The sequence below is a fragment of the Homoserinibacter sp. GY 40078 genome (assembly GCF_008017545.1).
Taxonomy (GTDB): Bacteria; Actinomycetota; Actinomycetes; order Actinomycetales; family Microbacteriaceae; genus Homoserinibacter.
In genome coordinates, this window is record NZ_VRTZ01000001.1 from 528348 (window position 1) to 546684 (window position 18337).

The 18337-nt window shown below is 71.1% G+C and carries 21 protein-coding genes; 7 read left to right on the forward strand and 14 right to left on the reverse strand.

The window, feature by feature from the left end; translation table 11 throughout:
• Window positions 1–98 precede the first annotated feature (98 nt).
• Window positions 99–656, forward strand: a complete 558-nt coding sequence (locus FVQ89_RS02545; protein ID WP_147900350.1) for a winged helix-turn-helix domain-containing protein — start codon at window positions 99–101, stop codon at window positions 654–656.
• Window positions 653–1387: a nucleotidyl transferase AbiEii/AbiGii toxin family protein gene (locus FVQ89_RS02550; protein WP_187264866.1), complete on the forward strand. Its 735-nt coding sequence runs from the start codon at window positions 653–655 to the stop codon at window positions 1385–1387. Before FVQ89_RS02545 ends, FVQ89_RS02550 begins: the two co-directional genes overlap by 4 nt.
• Here FVQ89_RS02550 and FVQ89_RS02555 read toward each other — a convergent pair.
• Complete coding sequence (locus FVQ89_RS02555; protein WP_147900352.1) at window positions 1384–2016, reverse strand: ferredoxin--NADP reductase; 633 nt, start codon at window positions 2014–2016, stop codon at window positions 1384–1386. The genes FVQ89_RS02550 and FVQ89_RS02555 overlap by 4 nt on opposite strands.
• Window positions 2017–2060: 44 nt before the next feature.
• On the opposite strand from FVQ89_RS02555, the gene FVQ89_RS02560 reads away from it, so the two are divergent.
• From FVQ89_RS02560 to FVQ89_RS02570, 3 genes are all read left to right on the forward strand, one after another.
• A complete protein-coding gene (locus FVQ89_RS02560; protein ID WP_147900353.1) occupies window positions 2061–2837 on the forward strand; it encodes an AraC family transcriptional regulator in 777 nt (258 codons plus the stop codon).
• Between the two features lie 110 nt (window positions 2838–2947).
• Window positions 2948–3643: an endonuclease NucS gene (nucS, locus tag FVQ89_RS02565; RefSeq protein ID WP_147900354.1), complete on the forward strand. Its 696-nt coding sequence runs from the start codon at window positions 2948–2950 to the stop codon at window positions 3641–3643.
• 31 nt (window positions 3644–3674) lie between these two features.
• Window positions 3675–4331, forward strand: coding sequence for an HAD hydrolase-like protein (locus FVQ89_RS02570; RefSeq protein WP_147900355.1), 657 nt, complete (start codon window positions 3675–3677; stop codon window positions 4329–4331).
• Between the two features lie 12 nt (window positions 4332–4343).
• Here the strand turns inward: FVQ89_RS02570 and FVQ89_RS02575 are convergent, their stop codons facing one another.
• From FVQ89_RS02575 to FVQ89_RS02600, 6 genes are all read right to left on the reverse strand, one after another.
• Complete coding sequence (locus FVQ89_RS02575) at window positions 4344–5384, reverse strand: NAD(P)/FAD-dependent oxidoreductase (RefSeq protein ID WP_147900356.1); 1041 nt, start codon at window positions 5382–5384, stop codon at window positions 4344–4346.
• On the reverse strand, window positions 5381–5947 hold the full coding sequence (locus tag FVQ89_RS02580) for an isoprenylcysteine carboxyl methyltransferase family protein (RefSeq protein WP_370454440.1): 567 nt from the start codon (window positions 5945–5947) through the stop codon (window positions 5381–5383). Before FVQ89_RS02580 ends, FVQ89_RS02575 begins: the two co-directional genes overlap by 4 nt.
• Window positions 5938–7008, reverse strand: coding sequence for a type III polyketide synthase (locus FVQ89_RS02585; protein WP_147900358.1), 1071 nt, complete (start codon window positions 7006–7008; stop codon window positions 5938–5940). The genes FVQ89_RS02580 and FVQ89_RS02585 overlap by 10 nt, the downstream gene beginning before the upstream one ends.
• Before the next feature lie 52 nt (window positions 7009–7060).
• Window positions 7061–7531 (reverse strand): rhodanese-like domain-containing protein, encoded by a 471-nt coding sequence (locus FVQ89_RS02590; RefSeq protein WP_147900359.1) that lies wholly within the window; start codon window positions 7529–7531, stop codon window positions 7061–7063.
• 156 nt (window positions 7532–7687) lie between these two features.
• The gene (locus FVQ89_RS02595; RefSeq protein WP_147900360.1) at window positions 7688–9004 is read right to left on the reverse strand and encodes a hypothetical protein; all 1317 of its coding nucleotides are present in this window, start codon (window positions 9002–9004) and stop codon (window positions 7688–7690) included.
• A 102-nt stretch (window positions 9005–9106) separates the two neighbouring features.
• Window positions 9107–9919 (reverse strand): hypothetical protein, encoded by an 813-nt coding sequence (locus tag FVQ89_RS02600; RefSeq protein ID WP_147900361.1) that lies wholly within the window; start codon window positions 9917–9919, stop codon window positions 9107–9109.
• 255 nt (window positions 9920–10174) lie between these two features.
• Between FVQ89_RS02600 and FVQ89_RS02605 the strand changes: the two genes are divergently transcribed.
• Entirely contained in the window at window positions 10175–10819 is a 645-nt protein-coding gene (locus tag FVQ89_RS02605; protein WP_147900362.1) for a PadR family transcriptional regulator, read from the forward strand.
• A 31-nt stretch (window positions 10820–10850) separates the two neighbouring features.
• Here the strand turns inward: FVQ89_RS02605 and FVQ89_RS02610 are convergent, their stop codons facing one another.
• Window positions 10851–11327 carry a RimK/LysX family protein gene (locus tag FVQ89_RS02610; RefSeq protein ID WP_147900363.1) on the reverse strand — a complete coding sequence of 159 codons (477 nt, stop codon included), beginning with the start codon at window positions 11325–11327 and terminating at the stop codon, window positions 10851–10853.
• 26 nt (window positions 11328–11353) lie between these two features.
• Here FVQ89_RS02610 and FVQ89_RS02615 point away from each other — a divergent pair, with 26 nt between their 5' ends.
• Complete coding sequence (locus tag FVQ89_RS02615) at window positions 11354–12547, forward strand: RimK family alpha-L-glutamate ligase (RefSeq protein WP_147900364.1); 1194 nt, start codon at window positions 11354–11356, stop codon at window positions 12545–12547.
• Window positions 12548–12581: 34 nt separating this feature from the next.
• On the opposite strand, the gene FVQ89_RS02620 is transcribed toward FVQ89_RS02615, so the two are convergent.
• Genes FVQ89_RS02620 through FVQ89_RS02645 form a run of 6 tightly spaced genes read right to left on the reverse strand, consistent with a single transcriptional unit; the run spans window position 12582 to window position 18254 of the window.
• Window positions 12582–13226 (reverse strand): 3-oxoacid CoA-transferase subunit B, encoded by a 645-nt coding sequence (locus FVQ89_RS02620; RefSeq protein WP_147900365.1) that lies wholly within the window; start codon window positions 13224–13226, stop codon window positions 12582–12584.
• A gap of 14 nt (window positions 13227–13240) precedes the next feature.
• Complete coding sequence (locus tag FVQ89_RS02625; RefSeq protein WP_147901455.1) at window positions 13241–13885, reverse strand: CoA transferase subunit A; 645 nt, start codon at window positions 13883–13885, stop codon at window positions 13241–13243.
• A gap of 50 nt (window positions 13886–13935) precedes the next feature.
• The gene (locus tag FVQ89_RS02630) at window positions 13936–14751 is read right to left on the reverse strand and encodes a hypothetical protein (protein WP_147900366.1); all 816 of its coding nucleotides are present in this window, start codon (window positions 14749–14751) and stop codon (window positions 13936–13938) included.
• Entirely contained in the window at window positions 14751–15992 is a 1242-nt protein-coding gene (locus tag FVQ89_RS02635; RefSeq protein WP_147900367.1) for a CaiB/BaiF CoA-transferase family protein, read from the reverse strand. Before FVQ89_RS02635 ends, FVQ89_RS02630 begins: the two co-directional genes overlap by 1 nt.
• 22 nt (window positions 15993–16014) lie before the next feature.
• A complete protein-coding gene (locus tag FVQ89_RS02640; protein ID WP_147900368.1) occupies window positions 16015–16986 on the reverse strand; it encodes a hydroxymethylglutaryl-CoA lyase in 972 nt (323 codons plus the stop codon).
• The gene (locus tag FVQ89_RS02645) at window positions 16983–18254 is read right to left on the reverse strand and encodes a hydroxymethylglutaryl-CoA reductase, degradative (RefSeq protein ID WP_147900369.1); all 1272 of its coding nucleotides are present in this window, start codon (window positions 18252–18254) and stop codon (window positions 16983–16985) included. The genes FVQ89_RS02640 and FVQ89_RS02645 overlap by 4 nt, the downstream gene beginning before the upstream one ends.
• Window positions 18255–18337: the final 83 nt, after the last annotated feature.

Genomic DNA, 18337 nt, shown 5'->3' on the forward strand with positions numbered 1-18337 from the left:
GAGACCTGGGCGTTTCGCTTCCGACTGCGCACGCGCTTCTCGACCGCGAGGGCGTGCCCCGGAGCGGGCGTGGGCGCCCACGGATCGTCCCCGCGTCAGTGGCCCGAAAGCTCCGGGACGCGCAACCGGCGAGCACGGAGTCGGGCGCCGTGCGGGTACTGGCGGCCTTGATGCACGCGCCGCTGGGGCTGCACAGCGCCCGGCGTGTGGCCGTTGCCGCCGGGACCAGCCCCACCACGGCGTCACGGCGGCTTCGGGAACTCGTTGCGGTCGGCGTGGTCGAGCAGACCCGGCAGCGCGTGGTCAGAGGAACCGCCCGCGACGAAGACGTGTACCGACTCGACCCCACGGCCCCCTCATGGAAGGAGCTGGCTCCCCGAGTTCGTCGAGTCCGCCTCCCTCAGCGATCCGAGGAGCCTGCGAATCGAGTACCGCGGCGGTTCTACCACCTGTTCTGGAACTCCGACCCGACAGCGCTCACGGTTCAGGGGAACGGGGCATACATCGCCCGCCGGATGCTCACCTCGAACGATCCCGCGGCCATCCAGTGGTCGCTGCGCAACATCCCGGCCGCAGACCTCGAATTCGCTTCTACGGGGCGCGGTATCGACCCCCGGCTGACCTCCGTCGTGAAGAACTGGAACGCGACCAGGTGAGCGCAGCGCACACCGGGGGGCCGCGCGGAGAGCTCGCGGCGTTCACGCGCCGCTCCATGGGGAGGCACGAAGTCACCCTCGTCGCCAACGAGGTCGCGATGCTGGCCGAGATCTTGCCGCCCGAGACCTCCGACGCCTGGACCAAGATCGTTCCGTACGTTCCCGACTGGGCCTACCTTTCCGGGGGCACCGCACTTGCGGTGCATCTGCGACACCGGGTCAGCCGCGACCTCGACTTCTTCGCGGAACGCGATTTCGACGCCGACACGCTCGCCGCGCTTCTCACCGAATACTTCCCCGACTTCGGCGCAACCCGCATCGAAGAGGGCACCGTGAACGGGGTTCTCGGGCGGGCCAAGCTGCAGTTCCTCCGCGCGACGCAGCTGAGTCGGCTCGACGAGCCCACTGTGTTCGCGGGCCTCCGAATCGACAGCCTTCCCGACATCCTCGCCAACAAGGTGAAGGTCATCGGCGACCGCGCCGCCCTCCGCGACTACTTCGACCTCATGGTCATCGAGACCACGACCGACCTCACCGTGGACGAGGGCCTGGTGCTCTACCGGCGCAAGTACGAGAACGGCAAGACCGCCAGCGCGCTACCCCACATCATGCAAGGGCTCGGCTACTTCGATGACGTCGACGACGATCCCGGGCTCCCGGTGGACAAGGCCACGATCGAGTCGTACTGGACCGCGAGGCAACCCGAGATCGAGCGCGGTCTCCACTTCTAGAAGAAGTTCTCGATCATGAGCTGGCGTCGGTCGATGCCGGCGTCGAGGAGCTCGCGGCGGACAGCCTTGATGAGCCGACTCGATCCGCAGACGTAGAAGATCGACTCGGGGCGCTCGCGCGCCGCACGGGCGACCTCGGCGAGGAACTGCTCGGGCGCGACCGGCGCGTACCGGGTGAGCAGCGGCTCGAGCTCGCGGCGATAGAGGAAGTCGTCGCCGCGCTGCACCTGGATGAGGTTCAGGTCGAACCCGCCCTGGGCGGCCGCCGTCAGGATGAGCGAGCGGAACGGCGCCATGCCGACTCCGCCCGCGATGAACTGGAGGGGGCGGGCGGGCGTCTCCGGCAGGCGGACATGCCCGGCCCTGCGGTAGACCCAGACAGGATCCCCCGGCTCGAGCGCCGAGAGCCGACGCTTGAACGCGCTCCCCGTGTCCACGTGGGCGACGAACGCCAACTCGCCCTCGTGCGGTGCCGACGCGTAGGAGAAGTCCCGCTTGGCGGAGAAGAGAGCCCCGACGACGAGGTTGACGTACATCCCGGACTGATAGTTCGCCTCCGGTTGGCGGAAGCGGAACGTGTAGACGTCGTCGTATTCGTGGGTCTTGCTGGTGAAGGTGGCCCTTCCCATTACTGTCCTCCGGTTCGTGCGGTCGCCCGCAATATCGTGTTCGAATGCAGATAAGTCGCCAGCCGGACTCCGATGAGGAGCCCTGGCCGCTCACGGGTGTCGGCTGGTGGGATGGCAAGCCTCAGGCGATGCACGAGCACGCCGACGGCCAGCTGATCTACCCGATCGCCGGGGTGCTCGCGATCACGACCGAGATCGGCACCTGGATGGCCGCGGCGAACCGCGTCGGATGGACGCCTGCCGGCTGGCCGCACGCCCACCGCGCTCCGGCGCGCACCCAGATCGCCGCCCTGGCGGTCCCGAGGGAGCTCGCGGAGAGCCTGCCAAGTCAGCCGGCGGTGTTCGCCGCGTCGCCACTGCTGCGCGAGGTGCTGCTCGCGCTCACCGGCGACCGACCCCTCCGCGTCGAGGCTCGGGAGCGCCTCGAGCGCGTGGTCATCGACGAGCTGGTCGACGCGGCGCCCGAGGCAGCCCACCTTCCCGAGCCGCGCGACGATCGGCTGAGTGCGGTGACGTCGCTCCTTCGGGCCGACCTGACCGATGCGCGCACCCTGACCGAACTCGGCCACGAGGTGGGCGCAAGCGCACGAACGTTGAGCAGGCTGTTCCACGATGAGCTCGGGATGGGCTTTCACCAGTGGCGCACACAGTTGCGCATTCAGAACGCGCTCGTGCTGCTGTGGGATGGGCACACGGTCGCCGAGACGGCGGTGCTGTGCGGATGGTCGAGTCCGAGCAGTTTCGTCGAGGCGTTCCGCGCCAGCGTTGGGCAGACTCCGGGGCGCTACCAGGCAGGACGGCATCAGATAACCGACGGGTGATTCTGGAGCACGACTCGACGCTAAGTCGATCGCCGCGTGACGACCACCGACAGACAGACAGAGAATACGGAAAAGTCGCCAGCCTCTCGCGGCGCGATTACGCTGGGGGAGTGCGTCTCGTCGTTGCCCGGTGTTCCGTCGACTACGCGGGTCGATTGAGCGCGCATCTCCCGCTCGCGACACGTCTTCTCGTCGTGAAGGCCGACGGCTCGGTGCTCGTGCACTCGGACTCGCTCAGCTACAAGCCGCTCAACTGGATGAGCCCGCCCACGACGTTCACGATCGACGAGGTCGATGAGGAGCGCGCCGAGGCGGGCGTCGTAGAGCTCTGGCGCGTGGCCAACGCGAAGACCGCCGATCTGCTCGTGATCTCGATCCACGAGATCCTGCACGATTCCTCGCATGACCTCGGCGTCGACCCGGGTCTGCAGAAGGACGGCGTGGAGGCCGATCTGCAGCGCTTGCTCGCGGAGCAGATCGAGCTGCTCGGCGACGGGCACACCCTCGTGCGGCGGGAGTACATGACCGCCATCGGGCCGGTCGACATCCTCGCCAAGGACCCGTCGGGCGTGTCGGTCGCCGTCGAGATCAAGCGCCGCGGCGATATCGACGGCGTCGAGCAGCTGACCCGCTACCTCGAGCTCATGAACCGCGACCCGCTGCTCGCTCCGGTCGCGGGCGTCTTCGCCGCGCAGGAGATCAAACCGCAGGCCCGCACCCTCGCCGAAGACCGCGGCATCCGCTGCCTCGTGCTCGACTACGACGCCATGCGCGGTCTCGAGACCGGCCACTCCCGGCTGTTCTGACCGCGCATCCGCCCACCACGATCGGAACTCCGTGACCTCCCGCTTCACCGCCATCCTGTTCGACCTCGACGGCACGATCGTCGACTCCGCACCCGGAATCCTCGCGACGCTCGAGCACACCTACGCAGAGCTCGGCAAGCCGGTGCCGGAACGGGCCGAGCTCGTGCACTGGATCGGGCCCCCGATCCTCGACTCGTTCCGCGACCGGGCCGGGCTCGACCCCGAGGAGTCACAGGTGGCCCTCGGCATCTACCGCGAGCGCTACCGCACGCAGGGCGTCTTCGACGCGACCCCCTACCCCGGAGTGGTCGATCTGCTGCACGAGATCCGCGAGGCGGGCATCCCCCTGTCGCTCGCGACGTCGAAGCCGGAGTCGATGGCGCGCCTGATCCTCGACGACCTCGGGGCGACGGATGCGTTCACCGAGATCACCGGTGCCTCCGAGGACGAGGTGCGTAGCAGCAAGGCGGATGTCGTCGAGGAGGCCCTGCGGCGTCTCGCGGCGGACGGCGCCGACCTCACGCGCGTGGTGCTCGTGGGCGATCGCTTCCACGACGTGGAGGGCGCGCGCGAGCACGGCATCGGAACGATCTTCGTGAACTGGGGATACGGCGACCCCGCGGAGGCGGACGGCGCGATCGCTGTCGTCGACGACATCGATCAGCTGCGCGTCGAGCTCGGGCTCTGAGCCGGAGCCCGCTCAGCGGGCGATGCGCTCCACGGCTGCGGCGAACCGGCCGGGCAGCGTCGCCGCCGTCGGCACGACCGCTCCGCGCAGGGGTGATGACGCCACCCGCACGAGCCGCGAGGTGAGCACCCGGAAGTCCCGCGTGCTGTGCGCCCACGCGCGCTCGTATCCAGCCGGATCGCCCGCGCGAATCGCCTCGACCGCGAGGCGTGCCTGATCGAACCCGATGCGCAACCCCTCGGCGGTGAGGGCGTCGACGTAACCCGAGGCGTCTCCCGCGAGCAGCACCCGCCCCCGCGACCTCGCGCGCGTGCGTTGCCGGAAGGGACCAGCACCGCGCAACTCGCTCGTCGCGTCCGCCCCGTCGAGACGCTCGGCGAGCTCGCCGGATGCCGCGAGAGCATCCGCGAAGCGCACACCCCGCGGCGCGAGCAGAGCCACGCCCACCTCGCCCGCGAGCGGCGTGACGTAGAGCTCGCCCGCGGGGGTCCAGTACACCTCGACGAGGTCAGTCCAGGGGGCGACGCCGAAGTGCCGCCGCTGCCCGAACCTGCGCCGCGCTCGCAGCTCGGGCAGCGCGAGCCCGACGGAGCGAGCGACGGGAGAGTGCAGGCCGTCGGCGGCGACCAGCCAATCGGCCCGCACGGTCGCGTCGTCATCGGTCCACACGGTCGCGAGGTCTCCGCCCGCATCGACGCGCGTCACGCGCGCGTGCCGCCAGCGCACGCCGAGTTCCGCGGCGCGCTCGAGCAGTGCGGCGTGAAGCACCGTGCGGCGCATGCCGAGACCCGGACCACCCGCGAATCGGTGCGAGACAGACCGACGCGGATCGCGGTAGTCGATCCCGGCGATCGGTGAACCGTGTGTCCGTGCGACACCGAGTCGCGAGAGGGCCGGGATCGCGCCGGGCATGATCCCCTCGCCGCACGCCTTGTCGATGACACCCTCGCGAGGTTCGACCACGAGGGCGTCGATACCCGCACGGCGTGCTTCGATGGCCGTCGCGAGCCCGACCGGGCCCCCGCCGACGACGATGAGCTCCGCATCGCTCACGGGGTGCGCCCGTCGGGATCGGGGTCAGGGGCGGCGACCGGGGCCGCATCCTGCAGCGCGCGCTCCTCCGCCGGGATCCGGAAGCCGAGCAGCAGCACCGCGTTGAGCACCGTGAACGTGAGCGCCGTGATCCATGCGGTGTGCACGAGAGGCAGGGCGACGCCCTCGACCGCGACGATCACGTAGTTCGGGTGCCGCAGCCATGCCCAGCGGTAGGGGCCTCGCGTCGAGAGCGGCAGCCCCGGGACGACGATCACGCGTGTGTTCCACTGATGGCCGAGCGACCAGATCACCCAGTAACGCCCCGCCTGGCACGCGAGCGTCAGGGCGAGCATCGGCCAACCGAGACCCGGGATGAACGGGCGCCCGAGCGCCCACACCTCGACGATGCAGGCGAGCAGCAGACCGGTGTGGAGGGCCACCATCGCCGGGAAGTGACCCCTTCCTGACTCGATGCCCCCGCGCGCGAAGGACCAGGCCGCGTTCCGCCGCGAGATCACGAGTTCGACGACACGCTCCGCGCCGGTCGCGAGGACGAGCAGCGTGTAGGCGATCACGACCACTCCAGCAGCACGTGCTCGCTCGTCACGCCTGGGCCCAGCGCGAACAGCACCGCACGGGTGCCCGCGGGTCGATCGAGCACGTCGGCGAGGAGGTGCAGCACCGAGGCACTCGACAGGTTGCCCACCTCGGCGAGCGAGCGACGACTCGCGGCGAACACCGCATCCGGGAGCTGGAGACCCTGCGCGAAGGCGTCGATCACTCGTGGTCCGCCCGGATGCGCGATCCACAGGTCGATGTCGTCCCGCGCTAGCCCGTGCTGGCCGAGCAGCGCGTCGACGCCCTCGGCGATGTTGGCCTCCACAGCCACCGGCACCTCCGCGGTGAGCACGATGCGGAAGCCGCTCGCGCCGATGTCCCATCCGATCGCACCTTCGCTGTTCGGGTAGAGAGCGCTGCGGCTGCCGATCACCCGGGGGCGGGGGCGACCGACCGACGCCGCCATCCGCTCCACGCGGCCCTCACCGACGAGCACGGCCGCAGCCGCCCCGTCGCCGAACAGGCCGCTGGCGACGAGGTTGCCCATCGAGGGATCGTCGCGCTGGAGCGTGAGCGAGCACAGCTCGACCGACACGAGCGCACCCACGTGATCCGGGTGACCGTCGAGGTAGTCGGCGACGCGCGCGAGGCCCGCGGCACCGGCGACGCATCCGAGCCCGAAGGACGGCAGTCGCCTCAGGTCGGAGCGCAGTCCCACCCGTGGCACAAGTCGCGCGTCGATCGACGGGGCGGCCATGCCCGTGACCGAGGTGAAGAGCAGGAAGTCGAGCTCGTCGGGGGCGATGCCGGCGTCGGCAAGTGCTCGCTCGAGCGCGACCGCCGCGAGCCGCGTGCCCTCGCGGATCCAGATGTCATTGGCGGCTTCGAATCCGCCGAGGTCGCGGTAGGCGCCGAGCGGAAGGACCGTTCGGCGGGTCGAGATGCCGCTCGCCGCGTGCAGCCGCTCGAGCAGAGCCCGGCGGGCCGGATCGGGCGTGATCAGCGCGCCGAGTTCGGCGGCGATCTCCTCCTGGGTCGACTCGTGGTCCGGAAGCACAGGGGCGACTGCCGCGACTCGACTCATTCCCGAACGCTACGCGCCGCGGGTGCCGCGGTCGAGGGGGTTGACGCCCCTCTCAGCACCCGCAGTCGTCGGTCGATCCGGTCGGGATGACGAGCGGGTCGGCCGAACGGATCACCGGGCCCGCGTCGTCGACCACGTCGAAGCCCTCTCGAGCCCAGTACTCGAAACCGCCGATCATGAGCCGCACCTCGTATCCGAGCATCGCGAATTCGAGCGCGGCCTTGTCGGCGCCGTTGCAGCCGGGGCTCCAGCAGTAGACGACGACCGGGGTGTCGAGAGGGATCTCCTGCGGGGCACGCGCAGCGACCTCCGTCCGCGGGAGGTGCACCGCACCCACCGCGCGACCCTGGTGCCACGAGGCGTGGTTGCGCACATCGACGAGCGTGAAGCGCTCGCCCGCGGCGAGTGCCGCCGCGACGTCCGACGGGTCGGTCTCGTACCGCAATTTGGCGGCGAAATGAGCGATCGCCGCCTCGCGCGCATCCGCGGAGAGGGGCGATACGGGGGTCTCGCTGAGGGTCATAGGGCGACACTATTCGGCGCGGCGCTCACGCACCGTCGGCGACCGGTCAGCGTTCGCCGGATTCCTGCCAACGGGGGGCAGGATTCGGGCAGCAGGGGAGGTCCGCCGGGGCGGAGGCCGCGATCACAGGGTTCACGATCTCCGCCCCGGCTTCTCTCAGCGGCGGCGCGCGATGACCGCCCGACCGAGCGCCATCGCGCCGGCCAGGATCAGCAGCAGCGCGAGCCCGAGGGTCGCCATGCTGCCCTCGGCACCCGTCGCGGCGAGCGGCGAGAGGCCGTAGCTCGCGACCTGGATGCCCAGCACGCCGAACCCGTCACCGGGCTCCTCTCCTCCGTCACCGCCGTCACCAGGGGTGCCGGGGTCGCCGGGGTCACCCGGGTCGCCCGGGTCGCCCGGGTCGCCCGGGTCGCCGGGGTCGCCCGGGGTCGTGCCACCCGTGCCGGGTCCACCGGTCGTGGCGTCACCGACGACGGAGATGGCGTTGCCGCCGAGCGTCACCGGAACTCCCAGGTCCGCCAGCAGCTGCGTGCCGCCGAGGATCCCGCTCTCACCGCTGGTCGACCCCTCCTGGTCGCTTTCCGCGGTGGAGCCGGATTCGGTGCTCGCGCCCGTCGAGGACGCGTCCCCCAGCACCGAGATGGCGTTGCCGCCGAGCGTCACGGGCGCCCCCGCGTCCGCGAGCACCTGCGTTCCACCGAGCACCCCGTCCGTGCCGTCGGTGGTGCCGTCGGTGCCGTCAGCCTCGGATCCGGTCCCCGACCCGGAGGTCGAGGAATCCGACGTCGACGCGTCGCCGAACACCGAGATCGCGTTGCCGCCGAGCTCGACCGGAGCCCCCAGATCCGCGAGCACCTGAGTGCCCCCGAGGACTCCGTCACTGCCATCGGTCGTTCCCTCGGTGCCGTCCGCGCTCTCGCCCGAACCCGACCCGGAGGTCGAGGCGCCCGAGGTGGCCGCGTCGCCGAACACGGCGATCGCGTTGCCGCCGAGCGTCACGGGCGCGTCGGCGTCCGCGTCGACCTGCGAGCCGCTCGCGACGCCGTCGGTACCGTCGGTCGTGGCGGTGCTGTCACCGGAGTCGCTCGACGACCCGCTGCTCGTCGTCGACGAATCCGAGGTGGATGCGTCGCCGAGCACCGAGATCGCGTTGCCCCCGAGCTTGACCGGCAGGTCCACGCCGCCGAGCACCTGGGTGCCGCCGGCGGTCGAGTCCTCGCCGCTCGTGGATCCGCTCGGGGCGTCCGAACCGGACGACGAGCTTGTGGAAGCCCCGTCGGACTCGGCGTCTCCGAGGAGGGAGATCGCGTTGCCCCCGAGGGTGACGGGGATCTCGATCCCCGCGATGCCCTGAGTGCCGGAGGCGACCCCGTCCTCTCCGTTCGTGTCGGCGTGAGCCACGCCGACACCGAGGGCCATGAAGCCCCCCGTGACGAGGACTGTCCACAGTCCTCGAGATACGTACTTGTTCATTGCTTCGGCTCCTTGCCTGAGTGATCGACATCGCGTCCGGGCGGGCGCGACGGAACGTGTCCGCATCAGACGGCCGGTGGCCGCAGGCGGACTCGTCCCCGATCAGTCAGGCGAGGAGTCGGTTGCGTAGACGGGAGCCGGAGGTGCGCGGAACACCGCCGGACGCAGAGATCCCCGACGAAGCGGGGGAAGCATGAAGCTGCCGAGGAGCGCACCGGCGAGCGCTCCGGCGCCGCCAGCCGCCGAGAGCACGGCTACGGGTGCGGAATCGCCGAGCACCGGGCCGAGAACGTCGCCCGCGGTGCGGACAACGGCAGCCCAAGTGCTCGACGACCGCGCCGCGTAGTCGATGCTCACGGCGGCGAGGGCGGCGGCAGCAGAGATTTCAGGGGCGTTCGCGGCGCCGACCGCGACGCTCGGAAGGCCGGTGTCGGCGGGGCTCCAGGGGAGAATCCCCGGGCCGCCGATCACAGGGCCTTCGCCGTCGCTCACGGCTCCGACGACGGTGTCGACGACCTCGTCCACGGTGCCGATCACCGGGTCCACGATGTCGCCCACCGGGTGGTCGCCGAGCAGGTCGCCCACGATGGGGACCGTTCCGACGGTTGCGCCGACGGTCTCATCGACCGTGTCCACGACGGGGTCGACGACCTCCGTCACGACCGGATCGACGATCTTCGTGACCACGGGATCCACGACCTTGCCCACGACGGGCACGTCCGGAACGTTCGAGATCGGCTCCACGACGGTGTCGACCGTCTTCGACACGACCGACGTCGTCTTGTCGAGCAGCCCGCCGACGAGGCCATCGCCGTCGTCCGCATGGGCGGCTCCGGGGGCGAAGAGCACGAGGAGACCGACGCCCACGGGGATCGCGGCGCCCACGATCGCGGCGCGCCACCCCCGGCGTCTCACCTCTGTGGCGTCTATGACGACGCCGCCCCCCGGCTCCATGATTCCCCCACATTCGACTGGTCGAGCGTGAATGGTTCCCGAATTGGCAGTCACGGTACGCCGACGAATCCTCGTTGGCCAGGGCTTGACAAATGGATGTCAACCGGGGGACTAATCGGACCGCCTTGCGGACCAGACATATTGCGATATATCGTTGACGTATCGCGACAATCCGCGATCCAGACCTCAACCCCCACCCATGAAAGGCAGCACGCCATGAAGAAGTCACACCTCCGGCACCTGGGCCACCAGGCCCGGTTCCACCACGAGCCGCACCCCTACGAGGGCCGCAGCTCCCACGACGACCGCTCCGCGCACCACTTCGGACCCGCCGGATTCGGCCCCGGATTCGGTCCGGGCTTCGGCCCCGGATTCGGCCCGTACGGCCCCGGGTTCGGGCCCCGCGGGCGAGGGCGCGGTCGCGCCAGCCGCGGCGACATCCGCGCCGTCATCCTCTCCCTGCTCTCCGACGGTCCGTCGAACGGATACGGGCTCATCAAGTCCATCGCCGAACGCAGCGGAGGGGCCTGGCGCCCGAGCCCCGGATCGGTCTACCCGACGCTGCAGCAGCTCGTCGACGAAGACCTCATCGCCCCGACCGGCGAGGGCAAGCGCACCGAGTTCGCGCTCACCGACGAGGGGCAGGCGTACGTCGCCGAGCACCAAGACGAACTCGCTCGGGCCTGGGAGTCCTCGCGACCGAAGCGCACCGAGCAGGAGGCCGTGTTCCAGGAGAGCGTCGGCAAGCTCATGGGCGTGGTCGGGCAGTTCCATCACGCCGCGACCGACGAGCAGCGCGCCGCTGCCGTCGAGAAGCTCGACGAGGTGCGCCGGGCGCTCTACCTGATCCTCGCCGACTGACGCGTCGAGACCGACGCTGCGGCGACGCCCGCTACTGGCCGCGATTGCGGCGGCGCATCGGCCGCGGGGCGCGATCACCGAGGAACGATCGACTCGAGTCGACCACGAACCCTCGGCTGAGCGCCTCGCGGCCGATCAGCATGCGGAAACCCATCTGATCGCGGTTGCTGAGCGTGACCTCCGCGTCGACCTCCTGGCCCACGAGGACGAGCCGGATGCTCACCACCACGCGCTCCTGCACGTGGCCCGACGAGCTGCGGACGCGGCGGCGATCCACGACCGGGCACTCGGCGATCACCTCGTCCTCATCGGACATCTGCCAGGGGCGGATCCCGAAGCGCACCCAGTCCTGACCGTCGCGCGTGAAGCCTTCGACGTCGTAGGCGTGGAGCGACGAGGTCTGCGCGCCGGTGTCGAGCTTCGCCTTGATCCACGGCACCTGGATTCCGGGCAACTGCACCCATTCCCGCCACCCCGCGAGGATGTTTGAATGAGTGGTCACGCTCACCCACCCATCTTGGCAGGGCCTCCCCCATGAAACTCGCGATCCTGTCCCGAGCGCCGCGCGCCTACTCGACCCAGCGCCTCCGGGCGGCTGCCGTACAACGCGGCCACGACGTGAAGGTGCTCAACACGCTGCGCTTCGCGATCGACCTCTCGGGCGACGAACCCGACCTGCAGTACCGCGGGCGGCAGCTGAGCGATTACGACGCGATCATCCCGCGCATCGGCGCCTCGATCACCTACTTCGGCACCGCGGTCGTGCGGCAGTTCGAGCAGATGGACGTCTACACGCCGAATACGGCGAACGGCATCTCGAACGCGCGCGACAAGCTGCGGGCCACGCAGATCCTCTCGCGCCACAACATCGGTATGCCGGCGACCGCGTTCGTCCGCAACCGCGCGGATGTGCGACCGGCGATCGAGCAGGTCGGCGGTGCGCCCGTCGTCATCAAGCTGCTCGAGGGCACGCAGGGCATCGGCGTGATCCTCGCCCCCGAGGTGAAGACAGCCGAGGCGATCATCGAGACGCTGCAGTCGACCAAGCAGAACGTGCTCATCCAGCGCTTCGTGAGCGAGAGCCGCGGGCGCGACATCCGGGCGCTCGTCGTGGGCGACCGCGTGGTCGCGGCGATGCGTCGCCGGGCCCGGGGTGACGAGTTCCGCTCGAACGTGCACCGCGGCGGCACAGTGGAGCGCGTCGAGCTCTCGCCCGAGTACGCGCAGGCCGCCGTCCGCTCAGCGCAGATCATGGGTCTGCGGGTCGCCGGCGTCGACATGCTGGAGGGCGACGACGGTCCGCTCGTCATGGAGGTCAACTCGTCGCCGGGCCTGCAGGGCATCGAGGAGGCGACCCAGCTCGACGTGGCGGGCGCCATCATCGACTACATCGCCGGGCAGGTGGCCTTCCCCGAGATCGACGTGCGGCAGCGACTCTCCGTGTCGACCGGCTACGGCGTCGCCGAGCTGCTCGTGCACACCAACGCGGAACTCGTGGGCAAGACGCTCGGCGAATCCGGCCTCTGGGAGCGCGACATCACGGTGCTCACCCTGCACCGCGGCACGGCCGTGATCCCCAACCCCCGCAAGGGCCAGCTGCTCGAGTCGGGCGACCGGCTGCTGTGCTTCGGCAAGCTCGAGGAGATGCGCTCGATGATCCCCGAGCGCCGCCGCCGCCGGGCGAAGGTGCGCAAGCTTCCCGCGGAGCCGATCCCCAGCGAGGAGTAGGGCGCCAGGACTCGCGGAGTCAGCGCTCGCGGAGTCAGGCCTCGCGGAGCGCGACGCGGATCTCCGCGTCCGTCACCGCGCGCACGCCCGCGACGCTGACGCCGGGCGCGAGCTCGGTGAGCACGAGTCCCTCGGGGCTCACATCGAACGCCGCGAGGTCGGTGATGATCCGGTCGACGACGCCCACACCCGTCAACGGCAGCGTGCACCTGCCCACGAGCTTTGGCGAGCCGTCCCTCGCGACGTGCTCGGTGAGCACGATCACGCGCGGGGTTCCGGCGACGAGATCCATCGCCCCGCCCATCCCCTTCACCATCTTCCCGGGGATCATCCAGTTGGCGAGGTCGCCCGTGCCCGACACCTGCATCGCCCCGAGGATCGCGACCTTGACGTGCCCGCCGCGGATCATGCCGAAGCTCGTCGCCGAGTCGAAGACGCTGCCGCCGGGCAGGATCGTGACCGTCTGCTTGCCCGCGTTGATGAGGTCGGCGTCCTCCTCGCCCTCCCACGGGCTCGGGCCCATCCCGAGGAGCCCGTTCTCGCTCTGCAGGGTCACCCGCACCCCCTCGGGGATGTGGTTGGCGACGAGCGTGGGGATGCCGATCCCCAGGTTCACGTAGTCGCCGTCGGCGAGCTCGGCCGCCGCGAGCGCGGCCATCTCGTCACGCGTCCAGGGCATGGGTCCTCCTCGACTCAGCCGCGCGCACGCACGGTACGATGCTCGATGTCCTTCGGTCGTCCGCTCCCGCGTACGAGGCGCTGCACGTACACGCCGGGCGTCACCACCCGATCCGGGTCCAGCTCGCCGAGCGCGACGAGATGCTCAGCCTCGGCGACCGTCACCCGGCCCGCGGTCGCGACCACCGGGTTGAAGTTGCGCGCTGTGTACCGGTAGGCGAGGTTGCCGCCGGTGTCGGCGGTGTGGGCGTGCACGAGCGCGAGGTCGGCGACGATCGCGCGCTCCTGCACATAGAGCACGCCGTCGAACTCGGCGTGCGGTTTGCCCTCGGCGACCACCGTGCCGACGCCGGTGCGGGTGTAGAACGCGGGGATGCCTGCCCCGCCCGCCCGCAGCCGCTCGGCGAGCGTGCCCTGCGGCGTGAACTCGACGGCCAGTCGCCCCTCGAGGTAGTCGGCCGCGAAGCGGCGGTTCTCGCCCACGTAGCTGGAGACGACGCGCGCCACCTGTCCGCTCTCGATGAGGATGCCGAGGCCCTTGCCGTCGACGCCCATATTGTTCGAGACGACGGTCAGCTCGGTCACGCCCGCGTCGCGCACGGCGTCGATGAGATCGGCCGGGATGCCCGAGAGGCCGAACCCGCCGACGGCGATCGTCATGCCGTCGGTCAGCAGGCCCTCGAGCGCCGCCGCGGGGCTCTCGCGGAGCTTCACGGCCGCTCGCCCTCGACGACACCGCGGGCCACGAGTTCACCCGCCGGACCGACCACCGTCACCTGGACACCGCGCTCGGTGCTCCGACCGCGCAGCCGCACCGGCGCATCCACGAGGACGGGCGCGTGCGAGCGGTAGTCGAGCACGCGCGGGGCGAACCCCGGCTCGTGCGCCGCGACCGCGTCGAGCAGCAGGATGCGCAGCAGCGGCCCGTGGACGAGCAGGTCGGGCAGCCCCTCCACCTCGCGCGCCCACACGCGGTCGTAGTGGATGCGATGCGTGTTGAGGGTGATCGCGGAGAAGCGGAAGAGCTGCCGCGCGTCGACGGCTATCTCGCTCTCCCAGTCCGCCGGGCCGTCGGGCGCCGTCGCCGGAGACGGGGCGGGGGCGTTCGGGTCGGAGGCCTCGAGGAACACGTCGTGCCACGTGCTCTCGATCGCGAGTACACCGTCAACCAGGTACTCGCGCACGATGTCGGCGAACACGAGACGACCGGAGCGCCCGGTCTTCTCGACGATCTCACCCGCCCGCGCGTGCTGCTCGACGAGCTGTCCGTACCGGAGCGGCTGGTGGAACACCGTGCGCTCGCCGGCGTACATCCGGCGGGGGAGGTCGAACTCGGGCAGCACCCCGTCGCGTGCGGGGGTGCCATCCGGGCGCAGCTCGTCGAGGGTCTGATCGAAGGGGAAGTAGAGGCCCTCCCAGCCGGCGGGAAGCTCCGCCCCGGCCTCCGGCGCCGCCGCGTGCGGGGCGAAGGTTCCGCGGTAGGCGCTCGCGGGAGCCGTGGTGAGCGTCTCGCGCCGGGTCGGCATCAGACGACGCCTCCCGCGCGCAGCGCATCGATGCGCTCCTGGTCGTAGCCCGCAAGGCCGGCGAGCACGATGTCGGCGTGCTCGCCCATCCGGTTCGCGGGGCGCGCCGGGGTCGCCGGGGTCGCGCTCAGCTTGATCGGCTGCCCGAACATCCGGAGCGTCCCGAACTCGCCGTAGTCGGCCTCGACGACCATCTCGCGCTCGGCGGTGCCCGGCTCGTCGACGACCTCGCCGATATCGCGCACGGCGGTGAGCGGGATCAGGTCTCCCGCGAGCTCCTCGAGCTCGGCGCGGGTGCGGTCGGCGAACCATGCCAGCACGATCGGCTTCACCCGACGCTCGTACACCTCCGGATCGAAGCGCTTGCGCATCGTGTCGATCTCGGGGTCGGACGCCACCTCGGGGGTGCCGAACAGCCCACAGCTCGCGCGCCACAGCTTGTCGGTGTACGCGCCGAAGAACACCTGGCCGTCGGCGCAGGGGAAGAGCTCGTAGGGCCGGACCCAGGCGTGCGCGTTGCCGTTCGGGCGGGCGATCTTTCCCTCGACCGTGTAATCGACGACGGCCGTCTCGGTCATCGCGATGATGCTGTCGACCTGCGCGACGTCGACGAGCTGCCCCACGCCGGTCGCCTCCGCGTGACGCAGCGCGGCGAGGGCGCCGATCACGCCGAACAGCGACGCCGACAGGTCACCGATCGTCACGCCCACCCGGACGGGCGGCTGATCCGCGTATCCCGTCATCGACCAGATCCCGCCCGCGGCCTGAGCGGTGTTGTCGAACGCGGGTCGCCTGCTGCGGTATCCGGTCTGGCCGTAGCCGGAGATCGCGAGATACACGAGACGCGGATTGATCTCGGCGAGCGTCTCGTACGAGACGCCGAGCTTCGCCATCGTGCCCGGCCGGAAGTTCTCGATGAGCATGTCGGCGTTCGCGACGAGATCCTTCAGGACGGCCTTGCCCTCGTCGCTCGCGAGGTCGAGCGCGAGGCCCAGCTTGCCGCGGTTGTACTGCCCGTAGTAGCCGCTGACCTCTTCGTCGCCGTGGCGCAGGTAGGGCGGGAAGCCCCGGGAGACGTCCGGGTCGGCGGGGTTCTCGATCTTCACGACGGTGGCGCCCAGGTCGGCCAGCATCGACCCGGCGTAGGGCCCGGCGAGCACGCGCGAGAGGTCGAGCACCACGACCCCCGAGAGCGAGCCCGCGGATGCGGCGAGCAGCGGATGCGGTGTCGGCTGGTTCATGGTGCGGCTCCGTTCGCGCGGTTCAGGAGACCCCGGCGGCGGTCAGGGCGGTGGCGACCCGCGACGCGATCGGGCGGCCGAGGGTCCGGGACATCCACTGCGAGGTCCGCACGAGGGACTCGAGGTCGACCCCGGTCTCGATACCGAGCCCGTGCAGCAGCCAGACGAGGTCCTCGGTTGCGAGGTTACCGGTCGCTCCCTTGGCGAAGGGGCAGCGCCCAAGGCCGCCGGTCGAGCTGTCGAACTCTGTGATCCCGACGCGCAGCGCCGCCTGGACGTTGCCGAGCGCCTGCCCGTAGGTGTCGTGCAGGTGCAGGGCGATCCGCTCGCGGGACACGCCCGCCGCGACCGTGCGCTCGACCGCCTCGATCACGTGGCCGGGGGTGCCGGTGCCGATCGTGTCGCTCAACGCGACCGTCCCGGCGCCCGCACCGTGCAGCTCCGCCGCGAGATCCGCGACCCGCTCGATCGGCACGGACCCCTCCCACGGGTCGCCGAACGACATCGACAGGTACCCGCGGACCGGCACGCCCTCGACGCTCGCCGCGGCGATGACCTCGCGTGCGCGATCCAGCGCTCCCGCGAGCGTCGTGTTGAGGTTCGCCTGGGCGAAGGTCTCGGTGGCGCTCACGACGACCGACACCTCGCGGACCCCGGCCGCGAGGGCGCGCTCCAGTCCGCGGACGTTGGGCACGAGGGCCACGCCGCGCGCGCCCTCCGGCACCTCGACCTCGCCGACGACCTCCTCGGCATCCGCCAGCTGCGGGATCCAGCGGGCGGGCACGAAGCTCGTGAGCTCGACCGCGCCGAGGCCGCTCGCGTAGAGGCGGCGGCACAGCTCGATCTTCACGTCGGCGGGCAGGATCTCGGGCTCCGCCTGCAGCCCGTCGCGCGGACCCACCTCGTACACGCGCACGCGGCTCGGCAGGCTCGGGTCGGCGACCGGCTGGGGGCGCGGATGCCACACCGGGCGGGTGCGTTCGGCGTCGCTCATCGCGCACCCCGCAGCTCGGCGAGCACGTCCTGCGCGTGCTCGAGGCGGATGCGTCGGTCGGCGACGATCCGCTCGGCGACGCGCGTGATCTCGTCGCCGAGAGCGCCGGCGGACGCCGCGATGGTGCGGGCGTGGAGCGTCATGTGTCCGCGCTGGATCCCTTCGGCGGCGAGCGCCCGCAGCGCGGCGAGGTTCTGCGCGAGTCCGACCGCGGCGATCGTGGCCGCGAGCTCCCCCGACGACGCGACGCCGAGCAGGCGCACCGCGGCCTGGGCGGCGGGGTGCGCACGGGTGGCTCCGCCCACGAGACCCACGGCGAGGGGCAGTTCGAGGGTTCCGACGAGGTGGCCATCAGCGCCGACCTCGTAGTGCGACAGCGCCGTGTACCCGCCCCCGCGCGCAGCGTGGGAGTGGGCGCCGGATTCGACGGCACGGGTGTCGTTCCCGGTGGCGAGCACGACCGCGGTGACCCCGTTCATGATGCCCTTGTTGTGGGTGGCCGCGCGGTACGGGTCAGCTTCGGCGAAGGCGCTCGCGTGCACGATGTCGCGCACGACATCCGGCCCGCCGAGCAGCTCGGCGTCGAAGACCGCGCGCGCACGGACGAGACGCTGATCGGCCTTGTTACTGAGGATGCGCAGGAGCGAACGCCCGCCGGCCAGCTCTGCGATGCGGGGGGCGAGGGCCTCGGCCATCGTGTTCACGGCGTTCGCACCCATCGCGTCGCGGACGTCCACGTGCAGATGTGCGACGACGTGCACGCCCGTGCGGGTCGAGAGGGTTCTCACGACCAGATCGCGGGCGCCTCCGCCGAGACCGGCGAGCACCGGGTCCTGCGCATCCGCGAATGCCAGGAGCTCGTCGCGCGCCTCCAGCAGGCGCAGTCGCGCCCCCTCGGGGTCGACCGCGTCGACCACCTGGATCTGCGCGATCATGATGCTGCCCGTGCTGGAGGTGCGGAATCCGCCGTGCTGGCGGGTCATGCGGGCGGCGTTCGACGCGGCCGCCACGACGCTCGGCTCCTCGGTGGCCATCGGCACGAGGCGATCCACGCCGTCGATGGTGAAGTTGGTGGCGACCCCCACCGGGATGCCGATGATCCCGATGACGTTCTCGATGAGGTGGTCTGCCGCCTCGACACCCAGGCCGTGCTCGGGATCGAGGGCGTCGAGCGAGGCCTCGTCGAGCTCCGCCGCACGCGTCACGACCGAACGGCGCTCGCTCGGATCGAGGTCGCGCAGTCCCGACAGGCGGCTGGTGATCGGCACAGGTGCTCCTTCGGGATCGCGAGCCGGTCGAGCCGCGCGCCTCGCGGTCGACCTCCTCGACTTCACCCTAGGAACGGGCTGAG